Below are 2,593 nucleotides of genomic sequence, written 5' to 3' on the forward strand. Positions count from 1 at the left end.
TGTTAATTGGCACCGCTATGGATCCATTCCATTGGCGGCGTAATGGACCCACCCCATTTGTGCCGTAATCGATCCACCTGATTGGCGGCGTAATAGATCCACTTTAATCTGATTTTTCCCCTCAAACTTCTGTTTAACTCGCGTATCTTTGACTGTTTTGTAGTCAGGAGAATACGCATGCCAAACCGGAGGTTTGAAATGTACCAATACCGACACATCCTCGTTCGAATGCGAATGGGCGATTCCAATCGAGCCATCGCTGACAGTGGAATCGCTGGTCGTAATAAAGTCAAAGCGATTAAGCGTATTGCATCGAAACATGGCTGGCTTGAACCCGATAGCGAACTACCTGATGATTCACAACTGGCCACTGTCTTCGGCGAGAGGCCACCCAATCCAACGACAACGTCATCTGTTGCACCATACGCGGACAAAGTGAAAAAGTGGTATCAGGATGGTGTGCAGGGCACCACAATCCATCAAGCACTGGTGGAGAAATATGGCTTCACAGGAAGCTACTGGTCTGTCATCCGTTTTTTAAAAGTCTTAGCTGAGAAGACGCCAGTTCCTACTACTGTCATGGAATTCACAGCTGGCGATACCGCACAAGTTGACTTTGGTGCAGGGCCGCTCATTGTGGATACTGAAACTGGCGAGCTTCGCAAAAGCTGGATATTTGTGATGACGCTGGCTTGGAGTCGTCACATTTACGCTGAGTTCATTCGTGACCAAAGCACCGCCACCTGGCTGGCCTGTCATCGTCGTGCGTTTGAATGGTTTAGAGGCGTGCCAAAACGCGTGGTCATCGACAATCCTAAATGTGCGATTACAAAAGCTTGCTATCACGACCCACAGGTTCAGCGCGCTTACGGTGAGTGTGCCGAAGGCTATGGATTTTTGATTGCGCCATGTCCCGTGCGTGACCCGCAGAAAAAAGGCCGTGTCGAATCTAATGTTAAGTACATCAAAAATAGCTTCGTTCCTCTGAAGGAATTCCGTAGTCTGAGTGATGCCAACGTACAGCTTAAACGTTGGTTACTGGCGGTTGCGGGAAATCGTAAACACGGCACCACCAAATGTCAGCCGCTGGAGCGCTTTACTGAGATTGAACAGGCACGACTTAAACCATTACCTGATGTGCCACCGGAGCAGGCTGTCTGGGCAAAGGTTAAGGTACACGGTGATGGTCATGTGCAATTTGAACACTGCCGTTATTCGGTGCCCTATACGCTGATTAGAGAAACGCTCTGGCTTAAAGCCAGTGACACTATGGTGCGTATTTATCAGGGGCATGAACTCAAAGCAACACATACCCGAATGCGCCATCAGGGTGGCAGAGCCACCGTTCCCGAACATCAACCGCCAGCCGCTCAGGCTTATAACATGCAGGATCCGCAATATTGCCTGACTCAGGCGAAGCGGATTGGCGAATCATGCCATGTGTTGATTAAGCGTCTGTTTGCCAGTCGCGTACTGGACAACCTGCGTGCTGCACAAGGTGTTGTGGGCCTTGCCAAACGCTACGGTGATAAACGCGTCGACGCCGCCTGCTCACGCGCGTTGACCTTCGACAATGTGCGTTACAGCGCAGTCAAACAAATCCTAGAAAAGGGGCTAGACCAGCAGCCCAATGAATCAAACGCCTTCGATACCTTAAGCGATGCTTATACCGGCGGTGGTCGATTCCATCGCGACCCAAATAAACTACTCCCTCATTAGAAAAAGGAAAAAATGATGATTAATCCGATCCCCGAACTCACGCCACTACTGAAACAGCTACGCCTGTCTGGCATGACAGACTCTCTGGCAATACGTAACCGTGAAGCCATTGACCACCAACTCAGTTATCCTGACTTCTTGGCCTTAATGGTACAAGATGAAGTCGCCAGACGTGACCAGAAAAAATATACCACACGTCTTCGTCGTGCAGGCTTCAGAGGTAATAAAACACTGGAAAACTTCGATCTGAATGCCAATCCTAATCTGAACCGCGCTTATATCAACGAACTGGCGGATTGCCGGTTCATTGACGAACATGTAGCAGTGCTTATCGCGGGGCCGTGCGGCACCGGTAAAAGCCATCTTGCTCAGGCTATTGGTCACTGTGCAGTACAAAAAGGGATTGACGTGTTGTTCTTTACTCAGGCAAAACTGCTTGCGAACTTGCATGCAGCGAGAGCCACGAACACCTATGAGAAACGCTTCCAGACGTTAGCTAAAGTAGACTTGCTCATCGTCGATGACTTCGGTTTAAAGCCACTCAAATCTCCTCATGATGAAGACTTACACGACTTAATTGATGAACGGTATGAACAGAAATCGACAATCATCACCAGCAACCTAGACTTCAGTGAATGGGGACAAGCCTTCCCAAATAAACTGCTCGGCGCGGCGACACTCGATCGACTCAGACACAACGCCTATCGACTGGTTCTGGAAGGCGAAAGTTACCGCAAATTACGAGAGAACAATAATCAGACTGGACGAGGAGCACAAAGCAAGAAATAATCACTCTGTTTGAGGACAAAAAAGACGGTTTTAAGTGGATCCAATACGCCGCAAATGGGTGGATCTATTAGGGTGCCAATCGACA

At 49.1% G+C, this 2,593-nt stretch carries 2 protein-coding genes; both read left to right on the top strand.

Translation table 11 applies throughout. The features are described 5' to 3' along the window. Positions 1 to 198: 198 nt before the first annotated feature. A complete protein-coding gene (gene istA / locus MHN09_RS21090) occupies positions 199 to 1,719 on the top strand; it encodes an IS21 family transposase (RefSeq protein ID WP_202942190.1) in 1,521 nt (506 codons plus the stop codon). A 15-nt stretch (positions 1,720 to 1,734) separates the two neighbouring features. After that, positions 1,735 to 2,508, top strand: coding sequence for an IS21-like element helper ATPase IstB (gene istB / locus MHN09_RS21095; protein WP_275446611.1), 774 nt, complete (start codon positions 1,735 to 1,737; stop codon positions 2,506 to 2,508). Positions 2,509 to 2,593 lie beyond the last annotated feature (85 nt).

The organism is Alteromonas sp. MmMcT2-5 (assembly GCF_022348315.1).
GTDB lineage: Bacteria > Pseudomonadota > Gammaproteobacteria > Enterobacterales > Alteromonadaceae > Alteromonas > Alteromonas macleodii.

Bases quoted from the DNA above. Each gene is read 5' to 3' on its own strand.
- istA (WP_202942190.1), top strand. From the start codon at position 199: ATGTACCAATACCGACACATCCTCGTTCGAATGCGAATGGGCGATTCC.
- istB (WP_275446611.1), top strand. From the start codon at position 1,735: ATGATTAATCCGATCCCCGAACTCACGCCACTACTGAAACAGCTACGC.